Below are 23,728 nucleotides of genomic sequence, written 5' to 3'. Positions count from 1 at the left end.
AGTTGCCCCCTCGCCTTGGGGAAGAGCATATGGAGAGGGGTTGCTTGCTACGGCGGCCCTCCCCCTCAACGGCGAGAGGGCGTGTCGGTTACTGCTTGCGCACCGGCGCATCGCCGGCGACGTAGTAGTCGGCAGTGCTGCGCGGCAGCGGCGCGCGCTGGCGAATGCGATCGGCTAACTTCTCGGCGATCATGATGGTGGTGGCGTTCAGGTTGCCGGTGATGATCAGCGGCATGATTGACGCATCCACCACCCGCAATCCTTCCATGCCGTGCACCCGGCCCTGGCCGTCGACCACCGCCATCTCGTCTTCGCCCATCTTGCACGAGCAGGACGGGTGGAAGGCAGTTTCGGCGTGCTCGCGCACGAAGGCGTCCAACTGCTCATCGGTCTGCACCTCCGGCCCTGGGCTAATCTCGCGGCCGCGGTATTCGTCCAGGGCCGGCTGCGCCATGATTTCGCGCGTGATGCGGATAGCGTCGCGGAACTCCTGCCAATCCTGTTCGGTCGACATGTAGTTGAACAGAATGCTCGGATGCTGACGCGGATCTTTCGATTTCACCTGCACCCGGCCGCGGCTCGGCGAACGCATCGAACCGACGTGGGCCTGGAAGCCATGCTCTTTCACCGCGTTGCTGCCGTTATAGTTAATCGCCACCGGCAGGAAGTGATACTGAATGTTCGGCCAGGCGAACTCTGCGCGGCTGCGGATGAAACCGCCGGCCTCGAACTGGTTGCTGGCGCCGACGCCGGTGCCGTTGAACAGCCATTCCGCGCCGATTTTCGGCTGATTGAACCATTGCAACGCCGGGTACAGCGACACCGGTTTCTTACAGGCGTACTGCAGATACATCTCCAGGTGGTCCTGCAGGTTTTCCCCTACCCCCGGCAGATCGTGCACCACGTTGATGTCCAGACTTTTCAGCAGCGCCGCCGGGCCGACGCCCGAACGCTGCAGAATTTGCGGCGAGGCGATGGCGCCGGCGCACAGCAGCACTTCGCGGCGCGCTTTGGCATGGGTCAGCTGATTGCTGTCGCCCTGCAGATAGTTGACGCCCACCGCGCGCTTGCCGTCGAACACGATATGGTCGGTCAGCGCATGGGTGACGATCTTCAGGTTCGGCCGAGAACGCGCCTGATCCAGATAACCGCGGGCGGTGCTGGCGCGGCGCCCCTTCGGCGTCACGGTGCGATCCATCGGGCCGAAGCCTTCTTGTTGGTAACCGTTCAGATCGTCAGTGCGCGGGTAACCCGCCTGCACGCCGGCTTCCACCATGGCGTGGAACAGTTCGTTGTTACCGGCCTTCGGCGTGGTGACGCTCACCGGGCCCTCACCGCCGTGGTAATCGTTCGGGCCGATATCGCGCGTTTCCGCCTTGCGGAAATACGGCAGACAGTCCAGATAGGTCCAGTCTTCCAGACCCGGCGCCTTGGCCCAGTTGTCGAAATCCATCGCGTTGCCGCGAATGTAACACATGCCGTTGATCAGGGACGAACCGCCCAGCCCTTTGCCGCGGCCGCATTCCATCCGGCGGTTGTTCATGTGCGGCTCAGGATCGGTTTCATACGCCCAGTTATAGCGGCGGCCCTGCAGCGGAAACGCCAGCGCGGCCGGCATCTGGGTACGGAAATCCATCCGGTAATCCGGGCCGCCGGCTTCCAGCAGCAGGACGCTGACGTCGGCGTCTTCGGTCAATCGGGTGGCTAACACGTTGCCGGCGGAACCGGCACCGATAATGATGTAGTCAAATTCCATTCATTATCTCCTTACTTTATTGGCCTGCATGAGACGAAAACGCGAAACGCGGATCCGCAACAGGCGGTATATTTGGCTCTCGGGGAGTGTCTGCCGCAGCCAACCCGGCTGCGGCTCGAAAGACGACGGGGATAGTTAAAATACCGAGGCGTAATCGCCCAGCTCAACCTGCACCGATTTGATCTGGGTGTAGTGCTCCAGCGTGGTCAGGCCGTTTTCGCGGCCGACGCCGGACTGCTTGTAGCCGCCGACCGGCATTTCCGCCGCCGACTCGCCCCAGGTGTTGATCCAGCAAATGCCGGCTTCCAGCTGGTGGATCACGCGGTGCGCGCGGGCCAGATCGTGGGTCACCACGCCCGCGGCCAGGCCGAAGGTGGTGTCGTTGGCACGGCGCACCACTTCCTCTTCGCTCTGGTAGCTGAGGATGCTCATCACCGGCCCGAAGATCTCTTCGCGCACGATTTCCATGTCGTCGCGGCAGTCGCTGAATACCGTCGGCGCCACGTAAGCGCCCTTGCCGAACTCACCGTGGGTGACGCGTTCGCCGCCGCACAGCAGGCGCGCGCCGCTGTTCTTGCCGCTCTCGATAAAGCGCAGCACCGATTCCATGTGCGCAAAGCTGACCAGCGGCCCGAAGTTGGTTTGCGGATCGGTCGGATCGCCGAGGCGAATGCGCTTCACGCGCTCGAGAATTTTCGCCTCAAACTGCGCCTGCAGCGCCGCCGGCACAAAGACGCGGGTGCCGTTGGTGCACACCTGGCCGGAACTGTAGAAGTTGGCCATCATGGCGATATCGGCGGCGCGATCCAGATCGGCATCGTCAAAGATAATCAGCGGCGACTTGCCGCCCAGTTCCATGGTGACTTCTTTCAGCGTCGAACCCGACGCGTTGGCCATCACCTTCTTGCCGGTTTTCACCCCGCCGGTGAAAGAGACTTTGGCGATGCCCGGATGGTCGGTCAGGTACTGCCCCACCTCCGCACCGCTGCCGGTCACCACGTTGAACACGCCGTCCGGCAGGCCGGCTTCGGTGTAGATTTCCGCCAGCTTCAGCGCCGTAAGCGACGTGACTTCGCTCGGTTTGAAAATCATCGCATTGCCCGCCGCCAGCGCCGGCGCGGACTTCCACAGCGCGATCTGAATCGGGTAGTTCCAGGCGCCGATGCCGGCCACCACGCCCAGCGGTTCGCGGCGGGTGTAGACGAACGAGGTATCGCGCAGCGGGATCTGTTCGCCTTCAATGGCCGGGATCAGGCCGGCGTAATACTCCAGCACGTCGGCGCCGGTGACGATGTCCACCGCGGTGGTTTCCGACATCGCTTTGCCGGTATCCAGCGTTTCCAGCGCCGCCAGCTCATCGTTGCGCTCGCGCAGAATATCCACCGCGCGACGCAGGATGCGCGAACGCGCCATCGCCGTCATCGCCGCCCACACCTTCTGCCCGCTGGCCGCGCTGGCCACCGCACGATCGACGTCTTCAGCGCCGGCGGACTGGACTTCAGCCAGAACTTCGCCGTTCGCCGGGTTAATGGCGTTGAAGGTTTTTCCAGCGGTGCTGTCTACATAGGCGCCATGAATATAGAGCTTCTGCAAGCCAAAACGGGACATAGGATCTCCTTGAGTTATCCTCCGGGCGGCGTTTGCCCCCGGAGTTGGAACGTGATGTATTCGGTCGTGAGCGCCAGCGCCTGCGCCTGATTGAACGCGGAGCCGCGCAGCGCGCTGCGCAGCCACAGCCCATCGATCAGCGCCGCCAGCCCCTTGGCCGCCAACCGCGCCTGCGGCTGCGGCATAACGCGGCGAAACTCGGCGCACAGGTTGGAATAAAGCCGGCGGCCGTTCACCTGTTGCAGCCGGTTGAGCTGCGGCTGGTGCAGGCTGCTGGCCCAAAAGGCCAGCCAGGTCTTCATCGCCGCGCTGTTGATCTGGCTGTCGTCGAAGTTGCCGGCGACGATCGCCTGCAGCCGCGCCGCCGGGCTGTTATCGGTCAGCGCCTGCAACCGCAGCTTCACCGCCTCGCCCAGGTGGCTGATCAGATAGCGCATCGTGGCTTCCAGCAGGCCGTTCTTGTCCTTGAAATAATGGCTGATGATGCCGTTGGAAACGCCGGCCCGCCGCGCGATCTGCGCGATGGTGGCGTCATGCATTCCCACTTCGTTTACCGCGGCGAGCGTGGCATCAATCAACTGCTGCCTTCTGATTGGCTGCATTCCTACCTTTGGCATATTTCGACTCTCACAAAACCGACTTCGGCCTTATCTCAGCGGGCAAATTTCACTGCCGTTTCGCCCGTGATTCAGGTCATCATGCGGACTATTAAACTTTTTTTTGATTGAACGTTCAATAAAAATTGCATATATTTTATTGCCGCCTGGTTAAAAATTTGTACTATCTGGTTGTGGAACTGGCTGATTTTTGTGAGGTAATTAACGAATCTGACCAAAATCAGTGGCTGTAAGCGGTTCCCACCGCGAAGCGCTCCGGTGCTTCGGCAACAGGCGAAAGCGGCGTTACTCAGGCCATTCCCATGGGGATGGTCGCCGCCTTCATTCGCCCGTTTTTCGGCGGCGCCAACGCGCCCCGAAATGCGGAGCGGCACGATTTTACTCAGTTCAGAGGATGACGATGACAACACGCGAAACCTCCTCCAAACCGCAGCAGGACCGCCTCAACCCTGTGGTTTTCTTCACCTCGGCGGGGCTGATCCTGGCCTTCTCGCTGATGACCATCTTTTTCACCGACTTCTCCGGGCAGTGGATCACCCGCACGCTGAATTGGGTGTCGACCACCTTCGGTTGGTACTACCTGCTGGCGGCGACGCTGTACATCGTGTTCGTGGTGTTTATCGCCGCCTCGCGCTTCGGTTCCATCAAGCTCGGGCCGGAGCAGTCCAAGCCGGAGTTCAGCCTGATGAGCTGGGCGGCGATGCTGTTCGCCGCCGGCATCGGCATCGACCTGATGTTCTTTTCGGTCGCCGAGCCGGTGACCCAGTACATGATGCCGCCGGAAGGCGACGCGCAAACGCTGGAGGCCGCGCGCCAGGCAATGGTCTGGACGCTGTTCCACTACGGCCTGACCGGCTGGTCGATGTATGCGCTGATGGGCATCGCCCTCGGCTACTTCAGCTATCGCTACAATCTGCCGCTGACCATCCGCTCGGCGCTGTACCCAATCTTCGGTAAGCGCATCAACGGCCCGATCGGCCACAGCGTGGACATCGCCGCGGTGCTAGGCACCATCTTCGGCATCGCCACCACGCTAGGCATCGGTGTGGTGCAGCTCAACTACGGCCTCAAGGTGTTGTTCGAGATCCCGGAAAACCTGACGGTGCAGGGCTCGCTGATCCTGCTATCGGTGATCATGGCCACCATCTCGGTGACTTCGGGCGTTAACAAGGGCATCCGCATCCTGTCCGAGCTGAACGTGCTGCTGGCGCTGGGCCTGATCCTGTTCGTGCTGTTCTTCGGCGACACCGAGTTCCTGCTCAACGCGCTGGTGCTTAACGTCGGCGATTACGTCAACCGCTTTATGGGCATGACGCTCAACAGCTTCGCCTTCGATCGGCCGGTGGAGTGGATGAACAACTGGACGCTGTTCTTCTGGGCCTGGTGGGTGGCGTGGTCGCCGTTCGTCGGCCTGTTCCTGGCGCGCATCTCGCGCGGGCGCACCATTCGTCAGTTCGTGGTCGGCACGCTGATCATACCGTTCGTGTTTACCCTGCTGTGGCTGTCTATCTTCGGCAACAGCGCGTTGTACCAGATCATCCACGGCAACGCCGAGTTTGCTCAGGAAGTGATGCAGTTCCCGGAGCGCGGCTTCTACAGCCTGCTGGCGCAATACCCCGGCTTCACCTTCAGCGCCTCGGTGGCCACCATCACCGGCCTGCTGTTCTACGTCACCTCGGCGGACTCCGGCTCGCTGGTGCTGGGTAACTTCACCTCGCGCCTGGCCGACATCAATAATGATGCGCCGAACTGGCTGCGGATTTTCTGGTCGGTGGCCATCGGCCTGCTGACCATCGGCATGCTGATGACCGACGGTGTGCCGGCGCTGCAGAAAACCACGGTGATCATGGGTCTGCCGTTCAGCTTCGTGATCTTCTTCGTGATGGCCGGGCTGTACAAATCGCTGCGGGTGGAGGACTACCGCAAGGCCAGCGCGCTTAGCACCCTGGCGCCGGTGCCGGTCTCCAGCCACGACGTGCTCAACTGGAAACAGCGCCTGTCGCGGGTGATGAACTACCCGGGCACGCAGTACACGCAGAAAATGTTGGATAAGGTTTGCCGCCCGGCTATGCAGGACGTGGCGCGCGAGCTGGAGTTGCGCGGCGCGAAAGTGGAGTTCAGCGAAGTGCCGCCGACCGAAGACGAACGCCTGAATCACCTGGAGCTGCTGGTGCACCTGGGCGAGGAACAGAACTTCATCTATCAGATCTGGCCGATGCGCTACTCGGTGCCGGGCTTCACCTACCGCGCCCGCTCCGGCAAGTCGCACTACTACCGGCTGGAAACCTTCCTGATGGAAGGCACCCAGGGCAACGACCTGATGGACTACAGCAAGGAACAGGTGATTGGCGATATCCTCGACCAGTACGAGAAGCACCTGAACTTCCTGCACATTCATCGCGAAGCGCCGGGGGGCACCCTGACCTTCCCGGATATGTGACGGTCAATCAATAACCAGAGGGCGTAGCCAGGCTACGCCCTTTTTTATGCCTGCTCGGCCGGCAAGTCGGCTTTCAGCAGCACCAGGGAGCCGGCCAACAACACCAGATCCTTGATTAAAAAGCTGGTGGCGCCGGCCATGGCGGGAAAACCGCCGGCGGAGGGCTCCCAGGCGCCCGGCGTAGAAAAGATCAGCGTCAACGTGGTCAGGTAGGTCACCGTCGATCCGATCGCCCCCAGCAACCCCAACCGCCGCGACCTGAATCCCGCCAGCAGCAGCAAACCGAAGCTCCACTCGGCGACGCCCAGCGCATAACTGGCGCCGCGAATGCCGAACGCCTGGTGCATCCAGCTCAGCAGTGGGCTGTTGCCAATCAGTGGCACCAGCCCCTGCGCCTCGTAATCAAACCACTTGGCGTAACCGAAGGCGGCGAAAATCACCACCAACGCCGCGCGCATAAAGATAACGTCCCCGTTCGAGCGCTGAAAGCGCCGTAACCAACTCGCCAGCATCATCCTCTCTCCTTATGTTGCCCGCAGCCGCAGCGGATCTGCCGCTTGCGGCCACGGGGTGCGGCGGCTTAGTGCCCCATCGCATCCTTCTTCATCTCATCTTTCTTCATGCCGTCTTTGGCCATACCGTCTTTCGCCATGCCATCCTTTTTCATGGCGTCTTGGCCCATCTTGTCTTTCTTCATGCAGTCCTTGCCCATGCACTCTTTCTTCATGCCGTCGTGCGACATCTGGCTCATGCCGTCCTTTTTCATCGCGTCTTTACTCATGCCATCGGCGGCGTTGGCGCCGGCCACACCCAGCATCAGCGCGCTGCACATCATCATTGCGAATAACTTTTTCATGGTATTTCCTTCCGTCATGTCAAAGGCACCGGAGTGCCGGAGAATGGCCGGCGGCCGCCTCAGCTGCCGCCAAACCAGTTGTAGCCCTGGTCTTCCCAGTAACCGCCCGGGAAGCGGTTGGTGACCTCGATCACCTGAATGTGTTTCGGATTCTTGTAGCCCAGCTTGGTCGGCATGCGCAGCTTCATCGGGTAGCCGTACTTGCGCGGCAAGATCTGGCCGTCGTAGGTCAGCGCGATAATCGTCTGCGGATGCAGCGCGGTGGCCATATCGATGCTGGTGTAGTAGTCGTCGGCGCATTTGAAGCTGACGTAGCGGGCGCTCAGATCCGCGCCGATTACCTTAAGAAAGGTGGCGAACGGCACGCCGCCCCACTTGCCGATGGCGCTCCAACCCTCGACGCAAATATGACGCGTCACCTGGCTGACCTGCGCCATCCGATGCAGCTGCGGCAGGCTCCAGGCGCGCTTGTCCTGCACCAGCCCCGCCACCTCCAGCCGATAGTCGTCGCCGTTGATGTCGGGCGCGTCCTCCTCGGCGTAAAAGGCGTTGAACGGGAATGGCCGGGTGATCATCGATTCCGGGTAGACCGGCGCCAGGCGATCGCCGTTGAACAGCCAACCCTGCACCCGATCGTTGAGGCGCGAAATGCGGCTCAGCGCCTGCTCGACGTTAGCGTTGCCGCTGAGATCGCAGCCGGTGAGCATGGCGATGCCGCCCAGCGTCAGACCGTTGCGCAGAAAGCGGCGGCGGGACGACGCGGTCAACAAGCGCTGCGCTTCTTTGACGATCGCCTGCCCTTCAACGATCGTCATGGTCTGTTTATCCTTTTTCATCGTGAACTCCTTAACGTCCGCGCAGCATGGCCAGCAGCGTGCGGGGCACCAGCGCCACCATCACCAGATGGATCGCGACGAAGGCCACCAGCGCCGACATGGCGAAAAAGTGGATATATCGCGCCGCCTCATAGCCGCCGAGCAGCGTGCGCAGCAGCGGAAACTGCACCGATTTCCACAGCACCAGTCCGGACAGCGCGCTTATCACGCCAAGGAGCATCACCGACAGATAGGCCACGCGCTGCACCATGTTGTAGTGACGCAAGTCGGCGTGCTGCAGCCGGCCGCGCAGCGCCGCGCCGACATCGGCGAGAAACTGCTTCGGGCTGAGCGGCCAATATTTGCGTTTGAAACGCCCGCTGGCGAGGTTCAGCAGCAGGTAGCACAGCCCGTTGACGCCAAACAGCCACATGCCGGCGAAGTGCCACTGCAGCGCGCCGCCCAGCCAGCCGCCAAGCGTCAGCTCGTTGAGAAAGCTGAAGTTGAACAGCGGCGAGGCGTTATAGATGCGCCAGCCGCTGGTGACCATGATCAGCATCGCCAGCGCATTCAGCCAATGCGTCAACCGCAGCCAGAGAGGATGTACCGTCTGTCGTTGTTCCGGGGTGAGGGTGAAGCTCATAGCGATTCCTGCCAGCTAACGATGCGATGAACCGAGTATTCCCCGGATTTGTTCCCCAAGACCTCACGCAAAGTTAAATAAAATGTGATAACTCCGCCGGTGGCGGTTGTGTAGACTTCAGAGAGAATCGGGCTAATCAGCGGTAATGAGAATGGACAAGCCAAAACGAATTTTGATCGTCGAGGACGACGGCGACATCGCCGATCTGCTGCAGCTGCATCTGCGTGACGAGGGTTACGCCATCAGCCACGCCGCCGACGGCAATCAGGGCATGGCGATGCTGGAACAGGGCGGCTGGGACGCCCTCATCCTCGATCTGATGTTGCCGGGCGTCGACGGATTGGAGATTTGCCGCCGGGCGCGCACCATGACGCGCTACACGCCGATCATCATCACCAGCGCGCGCTCCAGCGAGGTGCACCGTGTGCTGGGGCTGGAGCTGGGCGCTGACGACTATCTGGCCAAACCTTTTTCCATGCTGGAGCTGGTGGCGCGGGTCAAGGCGCTGTTTCGCCGTCAGGAGGCGATGAGCCGCAACCTGCGCCTGGACGCCGGCGCGCTCAGCTTCAACGATCTGACCATCGATCCTATCGCCCGCGAGGTGCGCCTGCACCAACAGCCGATCGAGCTGACGCCGCGCGAATTCGACCTGCTGTACTTTTTCGCCCGCCACCCGGGCCAGGTATTCTCGCGCCTCAGCCTGTTGAATCAGGTCTGGGGCTATCAGCACGAAGGGTATGAGCACACCGTCAACACCCATATCAACCGGCTGCGCATCAAGATTGAGCGCAATCCGGCGGAACCCGAGCGCATCCTCACGGTGTGGGGCATGGGCTATAAATTCGCGGCCGCGCCGCAAGAGTGAGCCATGAAAAACCTTACGTTAGCGCAACGCCTCACGATTATCTTCGCGCTGCTGATCGTCATCGGCTGCGCCTTTTCCGGCTGGATGCAGGTGCGCAGCAATACCCAGTACAGCCAGGCGGTGATCCAGCGCCTGTCCGGCAACCTGGCGCAGCATATCGCCGACAGCAATCCGCTGCTGGGGGTGAACGGGCCGGATCCGCAGGCGGTGCATACCCTGTTCGATCAGCTGATGGCGGTGAACCCCAGCGTTGAGGTTTATCTGCTCGACAAACAGGGCGCAATCATCGGCAACGCCGCGCCGGCCGGGCATCTGAAACGGCAGCGGGTCGCGCTGCCGCCGCTGCAGGCGCTGCTCGATGGCGCGCAGATGCCGGTGTATGGCGACGATCCGCGCAGCGCGGACGGGCGCAAGGTGTTCAGCGTTGCGCCGCTGAAGGTCGACGGCCGGGTCGAGGGCTATCTGTATGTGGTCTTGCTCGGTGAGGAGTACACGGCGCTGGCCAGCAACGCCCAGTTCAATTCGGCAGCCAGGATGGCGCTGTGGACCTCCGGGGTGATGGTGCTGTTCAGTCTGCTGGCCGGCGGTTTCGCGTTTTACTGGGTCACTCGCCCCATCCGGCGCCTGACCCGCCAGGTCAATGCGCTGGACAGCGGCGGCATCGAGGCGGTGCAGGCCTACGCGGCGCTGCCGGCGGTGCCGGCCGGGCGCGACGAGGTCAGCCAGCTGCAACAGGCCTTCCACCGCATGGCGCAGCGCCTCGCCGAACAGTGGCAAACGCTGGCGCAGCAGGATCGGCTGCGGCGCGAATTCATCGCCAACGTCTCGCACGATCTGCGCACCCCGCTCACCTCGCTGCACGGCTATCTGGAAACGCTGTCGGTCAAGGCCGCCACCCTGAGCGACGCCGATCGGCGCCGCTATCTGGAGATCGCCCTGGCGCAGAGCCGCAAAGTGGGCAAGCTGGCGCAGGAGCTGTTCGAGCTGGCGCGGCTGGAGTACGGCGTGGTGAAACCGCAGAAAGAGCCCTTCTCCCTCAGCGAGCTGTTGCAGGACGTGTTCCAAAAGTTCGAGCTGGCGGCGGAGGCGCGTAATCAGCGGCTGCACGCCGATATTGCTCCCGGCGTGCCGCCGGTGTTCGCCGATCTCAGCATGATTGAGCGGGTGCTGACCAATCTGCTGGACAACGCCATTCGCCATACGCCGCCCGGCGGCGATATCGGCGTGCGGCTGTGGCGGCAGGAAGATAGGGTGATGGTGCAGGTCAGCGACAGCGGCCCCGGCATTCCGCAGACGCTGCGCGCCGATCTGTTCGTGCGGCCGTCGGTCCTGAGCGGCGCCCGGCGCCCTGCGGGCGGGCTGGGGTTAATGATCGTGCGGCGCATTCTGCAACTGCACGACAGCGATATTCAGCTGATCGAACAACCGCAAAGCGGTGCCTGCTTCCGCTTTGCCATTCCGCCGCGTGAGTCCGGCACAACGGTTATTGCGCGAGCGGGAAGCGCAGGCTGAAAATGAGGCTGGCGGCAGACGCGCGCCCGGTACATTCGGCGCGCACCTCACCGCCGTGCAGCGTCATGATGGCGCGTACGATAGACAGCCCGAGGCCGCTGGCATGGCTGCCGGCGCTACGCGCGGGATCGGCGCGGTAGAAACGATCGAACAGTTTTTCCAGCTGTGCCGGCGCGATCGGCGGCCCCTGATTGATGACCTGCACCCACCAGGCATCGGCGCGCCGTTCAGCCCGCAATACGATCAGGCTGTTTTCATCGGCATAGCGCACCGCGTTGGCCACCAGATTGCTCAGCGCCCGCTGGAACAACATCGCGTCCGCCTTCAGCTCGCCTTCCCCTTCGCAGCTCAGCGCGATGCCGCGTTCTTCCGCCAGCCCTTCGAAGTAATCCGCCACCCGCCGCAGCTCGGCCGCCACATCCAGACGACTGTAGTTCAGCGCAGACTGCGCCTCACCGGCGCGCGCCAGAAACAGGATGTTTTCCACCATGCGCGAAATACGCTCCAGCTCATCCATATTGTTCGACAATAGGGTTTCGTACTCCTCCACGCTGCGGGGTTGATACAGCGCCACCTGACACTGGCCCATCAACGCGCCCACCGGGGTGCGGATCTCATGGGCCAGATCGGCGGAAAACTGCGTCAGCCGCTGATAGCCTTCATTCAACCGATCGAGCATCGCATTAAACGCCCGGATCAATTGCTGTAACTCCTTCGGTGCCCCCTGTTCGCTGAGGCGCGTCGACAATGTATTGGGCGCGATCTCCGACGCCTGCGCCGCCATGCGCCATAGCGGCCGCAATCCGCGGCGCATGACCCCATAGCCCAGCAGCGCAATCAGCAGGAAAGCCACAACGACCGCCGCGACAATGCGCCACAGGTAACGCGCCAGCATTTTCTGTTCGTTGACCATCACGTGCGCGGCGGAAATCTGCAGCAAACTGCCGTCTTCCAGGCGCACCATTGCCGACGCCGCGCGCAGCGGCACCCCCTGCGCCGTTTCCCCGCCGCGCACGGCGGCCAGCGTCTGCGCCTGTTCGGGCAGCGTCGGCGCGATCGGCGGCAGGGCCACCCTGGCCGGATTCACATTGATGAGCGGTTTTTGCCCCGGAATTTGGAAAATCAACACATCCTGTTCATTGCCCAGCATATTTTCGAACAGGCCGTTATTAGCCGTCAGGCGCGCCAAAGGAAAGCGCTGCCCCAATAAATGGCGGAAATACTCTACGCGCCCGGTCACCTGCAGATCGCTGCGGAGCGTCATTTCCTGACGCATGGCGCCGAACAGATACCAGCCCGCCCCGCTCACCACGCAGGCGGCCACCAGCGCGAACAGCATGGCGGTGCGCAGCGTCAGCGACACCGGCCGACGTGAAGCGCGGGCGTTCACGAGCGCGGCTCGCAAACATAGCCGATGCCGCGCACGCTGTGGATCAGCTTGACGTCGAACGGCCGGTCGATTTTGGCGCGCAGGCGTTTGATCGCCACATCAACCACATTAGTGTCGCTGTCGAAATTCATGTCCCACACCTGAGAGGCGATCTGCGTGCGCGACAGCACTTCGCCTTCGCGCCGCACCAGCAGATGCAGCAGCATGAACTCCTTGTTGGTCAACGGGATCACCTGATCCTGGCGCACCGCCCGGCGGCGCAGCACGTCCAACTGCAGATCGGCGATGGCGTAATGATCGGCTTCGCGCGCCGGCCCGCGGCGCAGCAAGGTGCGCAAACGCAGCACCAGCTCGGTAAAGGAAAAGGGTTTGATAAGATAGTCGTCCGCGCCCAGCTCCAGACCGTGGATGCGATCCTGTACGCCGTCGCGGGCGGTGAGAAACAAGATCGGCACGTCGCTTTTCTTGCGCAATACCTCGATGATCTGCCAGCCGTCCAGCCCCGGCAGCATCACGTCGAGCACGATCGCATCGTAATCCTGCTCCAACGCGCGAAACAGCCCGTCGGTGCCGGTGCGCGCCAAATCGACGCCGTAGCCCGCTTCCCCGAGCCCTTTCTTCAGGTAATCCCCTGTGCCGATATCGTCTTCAACTACCAGTATTCGCATGCTCGCCACCTCGTTACGTCTGCAAAAATACTAGCAGCTTCGGCGGACAAACTTGATGACATTAATGTCATCAAACGGCCATGGCGCTGACCCAGTAGGTCAACCATGCTTAACCGGCAAACTCATTTCAGGAGAACGTTATGATTACCCGCCATCGTATAGCCGGTTTACTGTTATCCACCTTGCTGCTGTCCAGCGGCTTGGCCGCCGCCGCCCAACCGCCGGGCAAGGTGATTGCGCCGCTGCGCGGCACCATCAGCCAGGTTGCCGACGGCAATTTGCAGCTGACCGATCGCAAAGGCGAGACCCTCAGCGTCAAGCTGAACGATCAGACCAAAGTGCTCAGCGTCTCCAAAGCCACGCTGGACGACATCAAACCGGACAGCTTTATCGGCACCGCCGCCGTGCCGCAACCGGACGGCACGCTCAAAGCGCTGGAGGTGCATGTGTTCGCCGCCAGCCTGCGCGGCACCGGCGAAGGGCACTCGGCCTGGGAATCCGCCGACGGCAAAGTGGACACCATGACCAACGGCACCGTCGGCAAACTGGTGAAATCCAACGGCCGTACCCTGACCGTCACCTACGGCAACCAGCAGAAAACCGTCGTCGTGCCGGAAGACGTGCCGATCGTGACGCTGGATCCGGGCGATCTGAGCCTGCTGAAACCGGGCGTGCACATCGTGCTGTTCTCCGCCGCCAACGAAAAGGGCGAGCGCATCGCCACCCGCATTTCCGCCGGCAAAGACGGCACCGTGCCGCCGATGTAACCGGAGGAATGTCATGAAGACCAACGCGTCGCCGCCGGTGCATCGCTGGCCGGTTCGCATCACTCATTGGATCAACCTGTTCGCCATGGTGTGCATGTTCATGAGCGGTTGGGAAATCTACAACGCCTCGCCGCTGTTCGATTTCCGCTTTCCGCCGCAGATGACGCTGGGCGGTTGGCTGGGCGGCGCGATTGGTTGGCATTTGGCGGTGATGTGGCTATTGGCGCTCAACGCCGTCTGCTATCTGCTGTGGAGCCTGTTCAGCGGTCATTTTCGCCGCGATCTGTTGCCGCTTCGCATCGGCGCGCTGCGGCAGGATATCTGGCTGGCGTTGACGCTGCGCCTGCGCCACCGGCATGGCCACTATAACGCCATTCAGAAACTGATGTACCTCGGCGTACTGGCGCTGGGGCTATTACTGGTGCTGTCCGGCCTGGCGATTTGGAAACCGGTTCAGCTGCAGGGATTGGTCGCGCTGTTTGGCGGCTTCGACTTCGCGCGCTACGTGCATTTCTTCGCCATGGCCGGCATCGGCCTGTTCGTGGCGATCCACGTCTTCATGGTGATCGTCGTGCCCAAAACGCTGTGGGCGATGATAACGGGTGGCAAACATGAATGAGAAAAAACCGCGGGCAACCGCGCCAAAACTGGAACCGGACCAAAAAAAGCAGTTGGTCAATCTGCAGCGCCGCCTGATGCTGCGTTCCGGCCTGACGCTGGGCGGCATCGCCATGCTTACCGGTTGCAACCTGCAAGACGGCGATCGGGTGGATAAAGTGCTGTGGGCCATGTCGCGCTGGAACGACCGGGTGCAGGCCTGGCTGTTCAGCGGCCAACGGCTGGCGCAAACTTATCGGCCGGATCAGATTACCCACCCTTTCCCCTTCAACGCGTTTTACCCGGAATATAACGTCCCCGAGATCGATCTCGCCGGCTATCGGCTTGAGGTCGCGGGGAAAGTGGAGAAAAAAGCGCCCTGGACGCTGGAACAGCTGCAGCGGCTGCCGCAGCAAAGCCAAATCACGCGCCTGATCTGCATTGAGGGGTGGAGCGCCATTGGCCAATGGGGCGGCGTGCCGCTGCGCACCTTTCTGCAGCATGTCGGCGCGGATCTGAATGCCGGTTATGTCGGCTTCAAATGCGCCGATCGTTACTACTCCAGCCTCGACATGGCCACCGCGCTGCACCCGCAGACCATCCTGGCGCTGGACTTCGGCGGCAAGGCGCTGCCGGCGGACTATGGCTACCCGCTGCGGCTGCGTGTGCCAACCAAGTTGGGGTTCAAAAACGCCAAACATATCGCCGCGATCTTCGTCAGCGACGTCAATCCGGGCGGCTACTGGGAAGATCAGGGCTACAACTGGTTCAGCGGCATTTAGTTTTGCGCGGCGCTGCGCATAAGCCTCATCGGCGGCTGGAGGAGCCTCTCCGTCGCGGTTAATAATCTGTTTGTCACAAAGGGGATAACTATAGGAAAGATAATAGTAAAAAGGATTTTATAATGGAGATTGATGTGAGGGAGGTCAATGCACGACCTGTCACGGAGTATAGGTATCGAATAACGGTTTATAAAAAAGCCAGCAGCGTTGCTGCGTATTACCTTGATTTTAAAAAAGCGACGTTAAGGATGCGTCAATGGCTTATTGGGGCTTATCCTGCCTCGGAAGTATTGGACAATGCTTACGTCATGGAACTGTACGATGTAAGAGCATTGGAAAATCGCGCCGAAGTAACGAGATCCTTATTTGATACCTATACCAGGATGGCGTACACCCGGTATGAACGAGAACAACTCTTCATTAATGGCATCGGCCTGGCGATCGTCACTTTTGTGACGCAATACCAAGCAAGATTAGTTTTCAGCGTACCGCTCAGGCCAGCGTTAGCCAGAATTTATGACTCGCTCTTGAAAAAACACGCGCATCGCGTACATTATTTGTACAACCAAGCGCTTATTGAGGACGGATTATATGTCATCGAAATCCCGCCTGTTAACGGCAGAATCCCACCCAACCCCTATGAGCATGAAGGAACGGCACCAAAAAGAGATGCAAGCCTTCCACGAAGAATGGGCTGAACAAAGGCGCCGCGAATGGCGTGAACGCGGCGGCGTTGAAGCCAGTGAACCGCCCGCACGTGGCATCGATACCGAACTTTCATCCTGATCCCGCTTCGTTCTTATTCCTCTTCTCCCGCCGTCAGCAATGCAATCCCCGCGTGCTCAATGGCCTCCCGCGCGGCGGCGGGCAACCCCTCGTCGGTAATGACGGCGTCAAAGGCGGCGATCGGCAGCGCCAGGTAAGTCGCGACCTTGCCGTATTTGGACGTATCGCTGAGCAGAATGCGGCGGCGGCTGGCCTCGACGATGGCCTTCTTCACCATCACCTTGTCTTCGTTCGGCGTCGACAGGCCGCGCATGCTCCACGAAGAGGCGGAGATGAACGCCAGATCGATAAACAGACCGCGCAGCGCCTGCGCCGCCGCTTCGCCGACGCAGGAGCGGTTTTCCCGGCACACGGTGCCGCCGGTGTGGATGATTCGGCACTGGCTGTGTTCGATCAGGAAGCCGGCGATGACAAAGTCGTTGGTCACTACCGTCAAATCGTCACGTTCACCGATCTGTTTCGCCAGCGCCAGCGTGGTGGTGCCGGCATCCAGATAGATACAGCTGTTGGCGGGAATTTGTCGCGCCGCCAGCCGGCCAATGGCGATTTTCTGCCGGCTGAACATCCCCTCTTTGGCCTGGTGCGAAGGTTCGCTCGCCACCCGCTCGGGCGCCTGCACGCCGCCCGAGACCGACTGCACCGCGCCCTGTTCCTCCAGTTTTTGCAAATCACGGCGGATCGTCATGTGCGACACCCCCAGCCGTTCGGTCAGCTCGGCAATGCTGACGACGCCGCGTTCGGATACCAGCGCAAGAATTTGTTGATGGCGTTCTACAGGTATCACGGTTCCCTCTCGTTGCTGCGGTGATAATAATTGTGATTTTACGTCAATTTTCGTTCGCCGATAGCCCTAAATTTTCGCGGCGTGACGGCGCACGCAGTTAGGCCAGGTAAACATAAACTTATTTAAAAACATAATAGTAATGTTGATTCAGGCCAGAAATCAGACGAAAAATCCGTTTCACACATTGTTAATTATTGTGATATCGATCGCGGATAAACCGTCGCCAAGCGCTTACATTTAACACAACAAAACAAATTATCACTAAAATTAACAGGAGTGCAGTATGACACACCCAGGGAATTATGCCGTCTGCATCATCGGACTGGGCGCGATGGGCATGGGCGCGGCGCGTTCGTGCCTTCGCGCCGGATTGACCACCTACGGGGCGGACCTGAATCCGCAGGCGCTGGCGACGCTGCAACAGGCCGGCGCGCAACAAGCGTCTACCAGCGCGTGCGACTTCGCGGCCAAGTTGGACGCCGTGCTGCTGCTGGTGGTGAACGCCGCCCAAGTGAAGCAAATCTTGTTCGGCGAACAAGGCCTGGCGCCAAAGCTCAAGCCAGGCACTGCGGTGATGGTCTCTTCGACCATTTCCGCCGATGACGCCAAACAGATCGAGCAACGGCTGCTGGACTACGGGCTACCAATGTTGGACGCGCCGGTTTCCGGCGGAGCGGCCAAGGCGGAGGAAGGCCAGATAACGGTGATGGCCGCCGGCGCCGACGCTACCTTCGAGCGTCTGCAACCCGTGCTGAACGCCATCGCCGGCAAGGTTTACCGCATCGGCGAGACCATCGGTCTGGGCGCGACGGTAAAAATCATCCACCAGCTGTTGGCCGGCGTGCACATCGCCGCCGGAGCCGAAGCCATGGCGCTGGCCGCCCGCGCCGGCATCCCGCTGGACGTGATGTACGACGTGGTCACCCACGCCGCCGGCAACTCCTGGATGTTCGAAAATCGCATGCGCCACGTGGTCGACGGCGACTATACGCCCAAATCGGCGGTGGATATCTTCGTCAAGGATCTCGGGCTGGTGGCGGATACCGCCAGGGCGCTGCACTTCCCGCTGCCGCTGGCCTCCACCGCTTTCACCATGTTTACCGCCGCCAGCAACGCCGGTTACGGTAAAGAAGACGACAGTGCGGTAATCAAAATCTTTGCCGGCATCGATCTGCCGCAAAAAAAGGAGGCGCTCTGATGCTGCTTGGCGTAATCGCGGATGACTTTACCGGCGCGACCGACATCGCCAGTTTTCTGGTGCAAAACGGCCTGCCGACGGTGCAGCTGAACGGCGTGCCGCAGGACGAAACGCAGGTAAACGCACAGGCGGCGGTCATCAGCCTGAAATCGCGCTCCTGCCCGGCAAAACAGGCAGTCGAACTGTCGTTGCAGGCGCTGGCCTGGCTGCAAAAACAGGGCTGCCGCCAGTTCTACTTCAAATACTGCTCCACCTTCGACAGCACCGCACAGGGCAATATCGGCCCGGTGACCGACGCCCTGCTCGCCGCGCTGGGGGAAAATTTCACGGTTGTTTCCCCGGCGCTTCCGGTAAACGGCCGCACGGTCTATCAGGGCTACCTGTTCGTCGGGGAGCAGCTGCTGTCTGAGTCCGGCATGCGTCATCACCCGGTCACGCCAATGACCGACAGCAACCTGCTGCGCCTGATGGAGTCCCAGGCCGCCGGGCGCTGTGGGCTGGTGACGGCGGCGGAAATGGATCGCGGCGCCGAGGCGGTCAGCGAGAAGCTGCGCCAATTGGCGCAGGAAGGCGTGCGCTATGCGGTGCTGGATACGCTCAACGAGCGGCATCTGCTTACCCAGGGTGAAGCGTTGAAAACGATGAAGCTGGTGACCGGCGGTTCGGGCCTGGCGATCGGTCTGGCGCGGCAATGGGCGCAAAGCGGCGCTCGTTCGGCAGAGGCAGCCGGCGCGCCGCAGGGGGAAAAGGCAGCAGTGCTGTCGGGCTCGTGTTCTGTGATGACTAACCGGCAGGTGGCGCACTACCGCGAGCGCGCTTCGGCGCAGGCCATCGATATCGGCCGTTGCCTCGAACCACAGGCACGCGCCGCCTACGCCGCCGAGTTGGCGCACTGGGCGCAGCATCACGCCGGGGAGGCGCTTGCCCCGCTAATCTACGCCACTGCGCCGCCGGAAGCGCTGCAGCAAACGCAACGGCAGCACGGCGCCGCCGCCAGCGAGGCGGTGGAAGCGCTGTTCGCCGAATTGGTGGTGCAACTGCGCCGGTTGGGATTCAACCGCTTTATCGTCGCCGGCGGCGAAACCTCCGGCGTGGTCACGCAGGCGCTGGGCATTCGCGGCTTTCATATTGGCCCCAGCATTTCTCCCGGCGTTCCCTGGGTGCGCGCCAGCGATCGGGCGATTTCCCTGGCGCTGAAATCAGGCAATTTTGGCGATGAAGCCTTCTTCTCGCGCGCGCAAACGGAGTTTCCAGTATGAGCATGACGACCGAACAGCAAGCGCGCGAAGAGATGGTGCGTCTCGGCGCCTCGTTTTTTCAACGCGGTTACGCCACTGGTTCCGCCGGCAACCTCTCGCTGTTGCTGCCGGACGGCGCGCTGCTGGCGACGCCGACCGGCTCTTGCCTGGGCGAGCTGCAGGCCGATCGCCTGTCTAAAGTGAGCCTGAACGGCGATTGGCTGTCCGGCGACAAGCCGTCGAAAGAGATCAGCTTTCACCGAGCGCTGTATCTGAACAATCCGGAATGCAAAGCTGTGGTGCACCTGCATTGCACCTACCTCACGGCGCTATCTTGCCTGCAAGGGCTGGACGTCGACAACGCCATCAAACCGTTCACCCCCTATGTGGTGATGCGCGTCGGCAAGGTGCCGGTGGTGCCCTACTATCGTCCTGGCGACGAAAGGCTGGCGCAGGATCTGGCGCGCCTGGCGCCGGCCCACCGCGCCTTTTTACTGGCCAACCACGGGCCGGTGGTGACCGGTAAAGACCTGCGAGCGGCGGCGGACAATACCGAAGAGATGGAAGATGCGGCGCGGCTGATCTTCACCCTCGGCGATCGTCCGATCCGCTATTTGACCGATGATGAAATTGCCGAATTACGGAGCTGACTCATGCCTAAATTTGCCGCCAATTTATCGATGATGTTTAACGAAGTGCCGTTCCTCGAGCGCTTCGCTGCCGCTGCCGAACAAGGCTTCAGCGCGGTGGAATTCCTGTTCCCTTACGAGCATCCCGCTGAGCTGTTGGCCGAAAAGCTGCGCGAACACGGCCTGCAACAGGTGCTGTTCAATACCGCGCCCGGCGATGTCGCCGCCGGCGAATGGGGGTTGGCGGCGCTGCCGGGCCGCGAGCAAGATGCGCGCGCTGATATCGATCGCGCGCTGGCCTACGCCATCGCCCTCGCCTGTCCCTGCGTGCACCTGATGGCCGGCGTGGTGCCCGCGGGCGCGGATCGGCAACGTTATCTCGACACCTTTATCGCCAATGCGCGCTATGCCGCCGACGCCTTCGCCCCGCACGGCGTCAAGGTGCTGATCGAAGCGCTCAGCCCACCGGTCAAGCCCGACTACCTGTTCGCCAGTCAACATCAGGCGGCGGAGGTGGTGGCGGCGATCGAGAGACCGAACGTGTTCATTCAGTTCGACTTTTTCCACGCGCAGTTAGTGGACGGCAATATCAGCGGGCTGCTGGAGACGCTGGCCGGGCGCTACGCGCATATCCAGATAGCCTCAGTGCCGGATCGTCACGAACCGGACGAGGGCGAACTGAATTACCCATGGCTGTTCGACAGGCTGGATGCGCTCGGCTATCAGGGCTGGATCGGTTGCGAATATCGGCCGCGCGGCGACACCGCCGCCGGGCTCGGCTGGCTGAAGCCTTACCGCTAACGTCGCACGCCGACACCAGGAAAACGATTTTATAACAATGAAACGCACCCGTATCGCCACGCGGCGATCGCGGTGCCCAACGCTTACCCAACGAAAGGCTTTTTTCATGTCTACCTCTCTGCTGTTGCTGATTGCCGTACTCGGCGTGGTGCTGCTGTTATTGATGGTGATTAAGGCGAAGGTGCAACCCTTTGTCGCGCTGTTGGTGGTCAGTCTGCTGGTGGCGTTGGCCAGCGGCATTCCGACCGGTGAAGTGATGAAAGTGATGACCGCCGGGATGGGCGGCGTGCTCGGCTCGGTAACCATCATCATCGGTCTGGGGGCGATGCTCGGGCGTATGATCGAACACTCGGGCGGCGCCGAGTCGCTGGCGCAACGTTTCAGCCAGGGGCTGGGGCCGAAACATACCGTCGCCGCGCTGACCCTCGCCGCATTTATCCTCGGCATTCCGGTATTCTTCGATGTCGGCTTTATCATTCTGGCGCCGATTATTTACGGCTTCGCCAAGGTCGCCAAAGTGTCGCCGCTGAAGTTCGGCCTGCCGATGGCCGGCGTGATGTTAACGGTACACGTCGCGCTGCCGCCGCACCCCGGCCCGGTCGCCGCCGCCGGCCTGCTCAACGCCGACATCGGTTGGCTGACCATCATCGGCCTCGCGATCTGTATTCCGGTCGGCGCGATCGGCTATTTCGCCGCCAACTACCTCAACCGCAAAACCTATCCGTTATCGATAGAGGTGCTGGAACAGCTGCAGCTGGCGGCGCCGGAGCCGCGGCCGGAAGGGCGAGCGCCGCTCAGCGATCGCATCAACCCGCCCGGCGCTGGCCTGGTGGCGGCGCTGATCGTCATCCCGATCGCCATCATCATGCTCGGCACCGTCTCCGCCACGCTGTTGCAGGCAGGCTCGGCGCTGCGCGATGCGCTGTCGCTGCTGGGGTCGCCGGCGGTGGCGCTGATGATAGCCCTGCTGCTGGCCTTCTATTTCCTGGCGCTGCGCCGCGGCTGGAGCCTGCAACACGCCGGTGACGTGATGGGCGCCGCGCTGCCGACCGCCGCGGTGGTGATCCTGGTGACCGGCGCGGGCGGCGTGTTCGGCAAGGTGCTGGTGGAATCCGGCGTCGGCAAGGCGCTGGCCGAAGTGCTGACGGCCATTGGCCTGCCGCTGGTGCCCGCCGCGTTTATCATTTCGCTGGCGCTGCGCGCTTCGCAAGGTTCCGCCACCGTGGCGATCCTGACCACCGGCGGCCTGTTGTCGGAAGCGGTCAGCGGGTTGAATCAGCTGCAGCTGGTGCTGGTGACGCTGGCGACCTGTTTTGGCGGGCTGGGGCTTTCCCACGTCAACGACTCCGGTTTTTGGATCGTCACGCGCTATCTGGGGCTGTCGGTGGCCGATGGCCTGAGGACCTGGACGGTGCTGACCACCCTGCTCGGCCTGAGCGGCTTTCTGTTCACCTGGCTGTTGTGGCTGGCGGTGTGATTTCTCTGGCATACTGAACGCCGTTGTTTTTCATCGCCTTTCACCCTGTGCAGGAGCAGCAACATGACCGTAATCAACACCGCGCCAACGCTTATCACCGAACGCCTGCGGCTGGACGCGCACACGCTGGACGACTTCGACTCGCTGGCCGCTCTGTGGGCCGATCCGCTGGTGGTGCGCTATATCGGCGGCACGCCGCGCGACCGGGAAGACTCCTGGGGGCGCCTGATGCGCTACGTCGGCCACTGGGCGCTGTTGGGATACGGGTATTGGGCGGTGCGTGACAAACAGAGCGGCGAGTATCTCGGCAGCATCGGCTTCTCCAACTTCCTGCGCGACATCACCCCGGCGCTCGACGCGCCGGAAATGGGCTGGACGCTGGTGAGCTCGGCGCACGGCAAAGGCTACGCCACCGAGGCGCTGCGGGCGGCGCTGGCCTGGGGTAAAACGCACCTGCCCGGCAAGCAAACCGTCTGCATCATCTCACCGGAAAACCAGGCTTCGCTGGCGCTGGCGAAAAAAGTCGGCTTTAGCGAAAGCCACCGCAGCGAGTATCACCAGAGCCCGATCGTCGTGATGCATTGCCCGCTTTGAATGCCTAAGCGCGTTGCGCCGCCAACGCCGTCTGAATGAAGTTGTCCCGCAGCGCATCGGCGCGCTGCGGATCCCAGGCGATACCGACCTGCCACTCCGTCTCCTCGCCGCTCAGCGGTAAAATGTCGATGCCGGCCGGCGCGATATGCGTGATGCTGTGCGGCAGCAGCGCGACACCGACGCCGGCGGCAACCAGCGCCAGCAACGTCTGGATATCGCCGGCCTGCTGCACCACGTTCGGCGTCAACCGGTGGGCGGCGATAAACCGCAGCGACTGATCGCTCAGCCCGCGCCCGCGTTTGGGAGTCAACTGCAACAGCGGCAGCTGATTGAAACGCGCCATCAGATCGTCGGCGCGCAGCGCCAGCGCGCCCGGCGCGGCCAGCACCAACCGATCGCTCAGCAATGCCACGCCGCACAGCGGCGTATTGACCGGCAAGCGCACGAACCCCGCCTGCAACTCTCCCTGCAGCAACAGCTGATACTGGCGTTCCGACGGCAAGTCCTCCAGGCCGATCGCCACCTCGGGAAACCGTTGGCGAAAGGCCGCCACCAGCTGCGGCGCCAGATGAAAGCTGGAAAGGCCAAATCCCAGCGTCAGCCGCCCCGCTTCCCCGAGCGCCACCCGCCGCGCGCGCCGCTGAAACTGCTGGTACTGCTCCACCAGCGCCTGCGCTTCCGGGTAGAGCCGCTGCCCGCCGGCGGTGAGCACCGCCCCCTGTCGGCCACGCTCGAACACTCGAACGCCGAGCTGGGTTTCCAGCGCCTGAATTTGCTTGCTCAGCGCCGGTTGGCTGATGCATAGCCGGCTCGCCGCCTGCCGATAGTTGCCCTGCTCAGCCAGCGCCACCAGGGCGCGCAGTTGTTTTATATCCATTCCATTAGGTTATCGAATAGGGAATTTA

At 62.0% G+C, this 23,728-nt stretch carries 25 protein-coding genes; 13 read left to right on the top strand and 12 right to left on the bottom strand.

Annotation, left to right across the window (positions count from 1 at the left end):
* Positions 1-88: 88 nt before the first annotated feature.
* From betA to ACOWVD_RS18615, 4 genes are all read right to left on the bottom strand, one after another.
* The gene (gene betA / locus ACOWVD_RS18630) at positions 89-1,756 is read right to left on the bottom strand and encodes a choline dehydrogenase (protein ID WP_049241247.1); all 1,668 of its coding nucleotides are present in this window, start codon (positions 1,754-1,756) and stop codon (positions 89-91) included.
* 135 nt (positions 1,757-1,891) lie between these two features.
* A complete protein-coding gene (gene betB, locus ACOWVD_RS18625) occupies positions 1,892-3,364 on the bottom strand; it encodes a betaine-aldehyde dehydrogenase (RefSeq protein WP_004939102.1) in 1,473 nt (490 codons plus the stop codon).
* A 14-nt stretch (positions 3,365-3,378) separates the two neighbouring features.
* Positions 3,379-3,981 carry a transcriptional regulator BetI gene (gene betI / locus ACOWVD_RS18620; protein ID WP_004939107.1) on the bottom strand — a complete coding sequence of 201 codons (603 nt, stop codon included), beginning with the start codon at positions 3,979-3,981 and terminating at the stop codon, positions 3,379-3,381.
* A 71-nt stretch (positions 3,982-4,052) separates the two neighbouring features.
* On the bottom strand, positions 4,053-4,391 hold the full coding sequence (locus ACOWVD_RS18615) for a hypothetical protein (protein ID WP_126181001.1): 339 nt from the start codon (positions 4,389-4,391) through the stop codon (positions 4,053-4,055).
* On the opposite strand from ACOWVD_RS18615, the gene ACOWVD_RS18610 reads away from it, so the two are divergent.
* The gene (locus tag ACOWVD_RS18610; RefSeq protein ID WP_004939112.1) at positions 4,382-6,421 is read left to right on the top strand and encodes a choline transporter; all 2,040 of its coding nucleotides are present in this window, start codon (positions 4,382-4,384) and stop codon (positions 6,419-6,421) included. The two genes, ACOWVD_RS18615 and ACOWVD_RS18610, sit on opposite strands and share 10 nt — an antisense overlap.
* A gap of 44 nt (positions 6,422-6,465) precedes the next feature.
* On the opposite strand, the gene ACOWVD_RS18605 is transcribed toward ACOWVD_RS18610, so the two are convergent.
* The 4 genes from ACOWVD_RS18605 to ACOWVD_RS18590 all read right to left on the bottom strand — a co-directional run bounded on the left by ACOWVD_RS18605 (position 6,466) and on the right by ACOWVD_RS18590 (position 8,735).
* On the bottom strand, positions 6,466-6,936 hold the full coding sequence (locus ACOWVD_RS18605) for a YkgB family protein (RefSeq protein WP_421105723.1): 471 nt from the start codon (positions 6,934-6,936) through the stop codon (positions 6,466-6,468).
* 65 nt (positions 6,937-7,001) lie between these two features.
* Positions 7,002-7,277 (bottom strand): pentapeptide MXKDX repeat protein, encoded by a 276-nt coding sequence (locus ACOWVD_RS18600; protein WP_033633740.1) that lies wholly within the window; start codon positions 7,275-7,277, stop codon positions 7,002-7,004.
* A gap of 59 nt (positions 7,278-7,336) precedes the next feature.
* On the bottom strand, positions 7,337-8,113 hold the full coding sequence (locus ACOWVD_RS18595) for a molybdopterin-dependent oxidoreductase (RefSeq protein WP_044031628.1): 777 nt from the start codon (positions 8,111-8,113) through the stop codon (positions 7,337-7,339).
* Between the two features lie 10 nt (positions 8,114-8,123).
* Positions 8,124-8,735 carry a cytochrome b/b6 domain-containing protein gene (locus tag ACOWVD_RS18590; RefSeq protein ID WP_033633742.1) on the bottom strand — a complete coding sequence of 204 codons (612 nt, stop codon included), beginning with the start codon at positions 8,733-8,735 and terminating at the stop codon, positions 8,124-8,126.
* Positions 8,736-8,886: 151 nt separating this feature from the next.
* Here ACOWVD_RS18590 and ACOWVD_RS18585 point away from each other — a divergent pair, with 151 nt between their 5' ends.
* Together ACOWVD_RS18585 and ACOWVD_RS18580 are read left to right on the top strand one after the other, a co-directional pair.
* Positions 8,887-9,600: a response regulator transcription factor gene (locus ACOWVD_RS18585; protein WP_021504276.1), complete on the top strand. Its 714-nt coding sequence runs from the start codon at positions 8,887-8,889 to the stop codon at positions 9,598-9,600.
* Between the two features lie 3 nt (positions 9,601-9,603).
* Positions 9,604-11,112, top strand: a complete 1,509-nt coding sequence (locus ACOWVD_RS18580) for a sensor histidine kinase (protein ID WP_049241241.1) — start codon at positions 9,604-9,606, stop codon at positions 11,110-11,112.
* Here ACOWVD_RS18580 and ACOWVD_RS18575 read toward each other — a convergent pair.
* Positions 11,084-12,502 (bottom strand): heavy metal sensor histidine kinase, encoded by a 1,419-nt coding sequence (locus ACOWVD_RS18575; protein ID WP_197763641.1) that lies wholly within the window; start codon positions 12,500-12,502, stop codon positions 11,084-11,086. The genes ACOWVD_RS18580 and ACOWVD_RS18575 overlap by 29 nt on opposite strands.
* A complete protein-coding gene (locus tag ACOWVD_RS18570; protein WP_021504273.1) occupies positions 12,499-13,170 on the bottom strand; it encodes a heavy metal response regulator transcription factor in 672 nt (223 codons plus the stop codon). The genes ACOWVD_RS18575 and ACOWVD_RS18570 overlap by 4 nt, the downstream gene beginning before the upstream one ends.
* Positions 13,171-13,310: 140 nt before the next feature.
* Between ACOWVD_RS18570 and ACOWVD_RS18565 the strand changes: the two genes are divergently transcribed.
* From ACOWVD_RS18565 to ACOWVD_RS18550, 4 genes are all read left to right on the top strand, one after another.
* Entirely contained in the window at positions 13,311-13,937 is a 627-nt protein-coding gene (locus ACOWVD_RS18565) for a hypothetical protein (RefSeq protein WP_033633745.1), read from the top strand.
* 13 nt (positions 13,938-13,950) lie between these two features.
* On the top strand, positions 13,951-14,556 hold the full coding sequence (locus tag ACOWVD_RS18560) for a cytochrome b/b6 domain-containing protein (protein WP_033633746.1): 606 nt from the start codon (positions 13,951-13,953) through the stop codon (positions 14,554-14,556).
* A complete protein-coding gene (locus tag ACOWVD_RS18555) occupies positions 14,549-15,316 on the top strand; it encodes a molybdopterin-dependent oxidoreductase (RefSeq protein ID WP_004939173.1) in 768 nt (255 codons plus the stop codon). Before ACOWVD_RS18560 ends, ACOWVD_RS18555 begins: the two co-directional genes overlap by 8 nt.
* A gap of 122 nt (positions 15,317-15,438) precedes the next feature.
* Entirely contained in the window at positions 15,439-16,014 is a 576-nt protein-coding gene (locus ACOWVD_RS18550; RefSeq protein WP_049241234.1) for a hypothetical protein, read from the top strand.
* A gap of 101 nt (positions 16,015-16,115) precedes the next feature.
* On the opposite strand, the gene ygbI is transcribed toward ACOWVD_RS18550, so the two are convergent.
* The gene (gene ygbI, locus ACOWVD_RS18545) at positions 16,116-16,886 is read right to left on the bottom strand and encodes a DNA-binding transcriptional repressor YgbI (RefSeq protein ID WP_049241232.1); all 771 of its coding nucleotides are present in this window, start codon (positions 16,884-16,886) and stop codon (positions 16,116-16,118) included.
* Positions 16,887-17,169: 283 nt separating this feature from the next.
* Between ygbI and ltnD the strand changes: the two genes are divergently transcribed.
* The 6 genes from ltnD (at position 17,170) to ACOWVD_RS18515 (ending at position 22,823) form a co-directional block, all read left to right on the top strand.
* Positions 17,170-18,084: an L-threonate dehydrogenase gene (gene ltnD, locus ACOWVD_RS18540; RefSeq protein ID WP_164095316.1), complete on the top strand. Its 915-nt coding sequence runs from the start codon at positions 17,170-17,172 to the stop codon at positions 18,082-18,084.
* Positions 18,084-19,343 carry a 3-oxo-tetronate kinase gene (gene otnK, locus ACOWVD_RS18535; protein WP_164095315.1) on the top strand — a complete coding sequence of 420 codons (1,260 nt, stop codon included), beginning with the start codon at positions 18,084-18,086 and terminating at the stop codon, positions 19,341-19,343. The genes ltnD and otnK overlap by 1 nt, the downstream gene beginning before the upstream one ends.
* Positions 19,340-19,972 carry an aldolase gene (locus tag ACOWVD_RS18530; protein ID WP_015377162.1) on the top strand — a complete coding sequence of 211 codons (633 nt, stop codon included), beginning with the start codon at positions 19,340-19,342 and terminating at the stop codon, positions 19,970-19,972. Before otnK ends, ACOWVD_RS18530 begins: the two co-directional genes overlap by 4 nt.
* Positions 19,973-19,975: 3 nt before the next feature.
* Positions 19,976-20,752, top strand: a complete 777-nt coding sequence (otnI, locus tag ACOWVD_RS18525) for a 2-oxo-tetronate isomerase (protein ID WP_049241227.1) — start codon at positions 19,976-19,978, stop codon at positions 20,750-20,752.
* A gap of 106 nt (positions 20,753-20,858) precedes the next feature.
* A complete protein-coding gene (locus ACOWVD_RS18520; protein WP_421105722.1) occupies positions 20,859-22,229 on the top strand; it encodes a GntP family transporter in 1,371 nt (456 codons plus the stop codon).
* Between the two features lie 63 nt (positions 22,230-22,292).
* Positions 22,293-22,823 carry a GNAT family N-acetyltransferase gene (locus ACOWVD_RS18515; protein WP_004939196.1) on the top strand — a complete coding sequence of 177 codons (531 nt, stop codon included), beginning with the start codon at positions 22,293-22,295 and terminating at the stop codon, positions 22,821-22,823.
* A gap of 4 nt (positions 22,824-22,827) precedes the next feature.
* Here the strand turns inward: ACOWVD_RS18515 and ACOWVD_RS18510 are convergent, their stop codons facing one another.
* Complete coding sequence (locus ACOWVD_RS18510; RefSeq protein WP_164095314.1) at positions 22,828-23,700, bottom strand: LysR family transcriptional regulator; 873 nt, start codon at positions 23,698-23,700, stop codon at positions 22,828-22,830.
* Positions 23,701-23,728: the final 28 nt, after the last annotated feature.

The sequence above is a fragment of the Serratia sp. SA088 genome, from assembly GCF_049065515.1.
GTDB classification, from domain to species: domain Bacteria; phylum Pseudomonadota; class Gammaproteobacteria; order Enterobacterales; family Enterobacteriaceae; genus Serratia; species Serratia nematodiphila.
The sequence above is the reverse complement of the archived record's forward strand: the minus strand, read 5'-3'. Positions and strand labels throughout refer to the sequence as shown.

What these genes read in the sequence shown, in the direction of transcription:
- betA (WP_049241247.1), bottom strand. Translation starts at nt 1,756, where the DNA reads ATGGAATTTGACTACATCATTATCGGTGCCGGTTCCGCCGGCAACGTG.
- betB (WP_004939102.1), bottom strand. Translation starts at nt 3,364, where the DNA reads ATGTCCCGTTTTGGCTTGCAGAAGCTCTATATTCATGGCGCCTATGTA.
- betI (WP_004939107.1), bottom strand. Translation starts at nt 3,981, where the DNA reads ATGCCAAAGGTAGGAATGCAGCCAATCAGAAGGCAGCAGTTGATTGAT.
- ACOWVD_RS18610 (WP_004939112.1), top strand. Translation starts at nt 4,382, where the DNA reads ATGACAACACGCGAAACCTCCTCCAAACCGCAGCAGGACCGCCTCAAC.
- ACOWVD_RS18605 (WP_421105723.1), bottom strand. Translation starts at nt 6,936, where the DNA reads ATGATGCTGGCGAGTTGGTTACGGCGCTTTCAGCGCTCGAACGGGGAC.
- ACOWVD_RS18600 (WP_033633740.1), bottom strand. Translation starts at nt 7,277, where the DNA reads ATGAAAAAGTTATTCGCAATGATGATGTGCAGCGCGCTGATGCTGGGT.
- ACOWVD_RS18595 (WP_044031628.1), bottom strand. Translation starts at nt 8,113, where the DNA reads ATGAAAAAGGATAAACAGACCATGACGATCGTTGAAGGGCAGGCGATC.
- ACOWVD_RS18590 (WP_033633742.1), bottom strand. Translation starts at nt 8,735, where the DNA reads ATGAGCTTCACCCTCACCCCGGAACAACGACAGACGGTACATCCTCTC.
- ACOWVD_RS18585 (WP_021504276.1), top strand. Translation starts at nt 8,887, where the DNA reads ATGGACAAGCCAAAACGAATTTTGATCGTCGAGGACGACGGCGACATC.
- ACOWVD_RS18580 (WP_049241241.1), top strand. Translation starts at nt 9,604, where the DNA reads ATGAAAAACCTTACGTTAGCGCAACGCCTCACGATTATCTTCGCGCTG.
- ACOWVD_RS18570 (WP_021504273.1), bottom strand. Translation starts at nt 13,170, where the DNA reads ATGCGAATACTGGTAGTTGAAGACGATATCGGCACAGGGGATTACCTG.
- ACOWVD_RS18565 (WP_033633745.1), top strand. Translation starts at nt 13,311, where the DNA reads ATGATTACCCGCCATCGTATAGCCGGTTTACTGTTATCCACCTTGCTG.
- ACOWVD_RS18560 (WP_033633746.1), top strand. Translation starts at nt 13,951, where the DNA reads ATGAAGACCAACGCGTCGCCGCCGGTGCATCGCTGGCCGGTTCGCATC.
- ACOWVD_RS18555 (WP_004939173.1), top strand. Translation starts at nt 14,549, where the DNA reads ATGAATGAGAAAAAACCGCGGGCAACCGCGCCAAAACTGGAACCGGAC.
- ACOWVD_RS18550 (WP_049241234.1), top strand. Translation starts at nt 15,439, where the DNA reads ATGGAGATTGATGTGAGGGAGGTCAATGCACGACCTGTCACGGAGTAT.
- ltnD (WP_164095316.1), top strand. Translation starts at nt 17,170, where the DNA reads ATGACACACCCAGGGAATTATGCCGTCTGCATCATCGGACTGGGCGCG.
- otnK (WP_164095315.1), top strand. Translation starts at nt 18,084, where the DNA reads ATGCTGCTTGGCGTAATCGCGGATGACTTTACCGGCGCGACCGACATC.
- ACOWVD_RS18530 (WP_015377162.1), top strand. Translation starts at nt 19,340, where the DNA reads ATGAGCATGACGACCGAACAGCAAGCGCGCGAAGAGATGGTGCGTCTC.
- otnI (WP_049241227.1), top strand. Translation starts at nt 19,976, where the DNA reads ATGCCTAAATTTGCCGCCAATTTATCGATGATGTTTAACGAAGTGCCG.
- ACOWVD_RS18520 (WP_421105722.1), top strand. Translation starts at nt 20,859, where the DNA reads ATGTCTACCTCTCTGCTGTTGCTGATTGCCGTACTCGGCGTGGTGCTG.
- ACOWVD_RS18515 (WP_004939196.1), top strand. Translation starts at nt 22,293, where the DNA reads ATGACCGTAATCAACACCGCGCCAACGCTTATCACCGAACGCCTGCGG.
- ACOWVD_RS18510 (WP_164095314.1), bottom strand. Translation starts at nt 23,700, where the DNA reads ATGGATATAAAACAACTGCGCGCCCTGGTGGCGCTGGCTGAGCAGGGC.